2 protein-coding genes are annotated in these 2,172 nt (G+C 67.2%); both read left to right on the top strand.

Annotated elements, in window-relative coordinates; all coding sequences use genetic code 11:
* On the top strand, nt 1-946 hold a 946-nt coding region (locus I0Q12_RS00650), incomplete at its 5' end, for an MFS transporter (RefSeq protein WP_197250118.1).
* A gap of 34 nt (nt 947-980) precedes the next feature.
* Nucleotides 981-2,129: an acyl-CoA dehydrogenase family protein gene (locus I0Q12_RS00645; protein WP_197250117.1), complete on the top strand. Its 1,149-nt coding sequence runs from the start codon at nt 981-983 to the stop codon at nt 2,127-2,129.
* Nucleotides 2,130-2,172 lie beyond the last annotated feature (43 nt).

The raw sequence follows: 2,172 nt of genomic DNA, 5'->3' as shown, positions 1-2,172 counted from the left end.
GGGCGGTGCCGTGCTCATGAGCGTCGAGAACGCGCCGAAGGCCCGGGAGCGCTTCTACGGATCCGCTCCGCAGATCGCCAGCCCGCTCGCGCTGGTTCTGGCGACCGTCGTCATGTACTTCGTCGCCCGGATGCCCAACGAGCAGCTGATGTCCTGGGGATGGCGGATTCCGTTCCTCGCCGGCTTCGTTCTCGTGGTCATCGGCCTGATCATCCGGCTCGGTGTCGAGGAGTCGAGCGAGTTCACCGAGGTGAAGGAGACGGGTTCGGTCACGGACCGCCCCATCCTCACGGTTCTGCGGACGTTGCCGGGTCGAGTCCTCGCCGGCATCGGCCTGCAGGCCAGCGTGATCGTGCTGTTCTATCTGATCACCACGTACATGCTCACGATGGCGACGAACGTCCACGGGTTCTCCAAGAGCGACACACTGATGATCCTGCTGGTCGCCGCGACCATCGACCTGTTCGCGATGGTCGGCGTCGGCATCCTGTGCGACCGCCTGTCGGCGTGGACCGTCTTCATCGGCGGCGTGGTGTTCACGGGCCTGTTCGCCTTCCCCCTCTTCCTGCTGTTCAACACGGGAAACATGGGGCTGATGATCGTCGCGTTCTCGGCTGCCCTCGTCCTCGGTCACGCCACCACCTATGCCGTGGTGTCGAGCATGACCGCCGACCTGTTCCCCACCGAGGTCCGGTACAGCGGTGTCGCCCTGTGCAGCGCGTTCTCGGGCGTCGCCTGGGCGGCTCCTACGCCCCTGGTCGCCGCTGCTCTGGTACCGACGGACGGATCGAAGCACTGGTGGCCGCTCGCCGCGATCCTGGTCGTCACCGCCGTGATCTCCTTCGTCGCAGCGGCTTCCATGCGCCGTCATTTCACCTCCGGAACGGCGGGCGATCACGACGACGAGTCCCGGGACACCCGAGTCCGCGTCGGCGAACCCGCCTGATCGGCACCCTTTCCATTTCGACCAGGAGATCTCCATGACTGTGATGCTCAGCGAGGAGCAGCGCGAGTTCGGGACTGCCGTCCGCGAATTCTGCCGCCGTGAGGTGGGCACGCGCGAACAGCGCGACAAACTCACCGACTGCGGCCGGGAAGGGCACAGCCTCGAGCTGAACCGGCGGATCGCCGAACTCGGCTGGGCTGCGATCAACATCCCCGAGGAGTACGGCGGAGCCGGCGGCAACCACGTCGATCTGTGCGTCCTGCTCGAGGAGCTCCACCGCGGCCTGGCCCCGGTCCCGTGGCACGGCACGACTCTCATCACCGCCGGGATCTACACCAAGTTCGCGAGCGAAGAGCTCAAGCGGACGGTGCTGGGCCGGCTCGCCGAGGGTGCGGCGCTGGCGATCGCGATGTCCGAGCCGGAGGCCGGATCCGATGTCGCAGCGCTGTCCTGCCGCGCCGAGCGCACCGCGGACGGCTGGGTGATCAACGGCCAGAAGACGTGGATCACCAATGCTCATCAGGCCGACAGCATCCTGCTGGTCGCCCGCACCGAGCGGGGCGAGAAGAAGCACCACGGGCTCACCATGTTCCACGTTCCGGCCGACACGCCGGGGCTGACGATCAAGGGCATCGACACGCTGGGCGGCACCGAGGTCAACGACCTCTACTTCACCGACTGCGTGCTGCCCGCCGACTCGGTGGTCGGGGAGGTCGGCCAGGGATGGGCCCAGCTCATGCCCGGCCTGGCGACCGAACGGCTGATCCTCGCCGCGCAGATGCTCGGCGTCGCCGAACGCGCCTTCGACGACGCTCTGGCGTTCGTCTCCGAGCGCATCCAGTTCGGCAATCGGGTCGGCTCGTATCAGGCGATCAAGCACCGCATCGCCGATCTCGCCACGGAGCTCGAGTGCACCCGTCTGCTCGTCTACAGCGTCGCCCACCGCGCCGATGCCGGTGACGATCCGCAGGGCCTGGCCCGCGCGTCGTCGATGGCGAAGCTCAAGGCGACGGAGGTCGCGAAGAACACTGCCCTCGAAGGCATGCAGATGATGGGCGGCTACGGCTACTCCACCGAGTTCGACATGGCGCAGCACGTACGAGCTGCTCTCGGCGCCACGATCTACGGCGGCACCAACGAGATCCAGCGCGACATCATCGGGAACTCGTTCGGCCTCCGGTAGAGCACCCTTTTCCGAACACCGCAGCGGCGGGACGGCCATCGGC

Source organism: Rhodococcus sp. CX (assembly GCF_015865005.1).
GTDB lineage: Bacteria > Actinomycetota > Actinomycetes > Mycobacteriales > Mycobacteriaceae > Rhodococcus.
The sequence above is the reverse complement of the archived record's forward strand: the minus strand, read 5'-3'. Positions and strand labels throughout refer to the sequence as shown.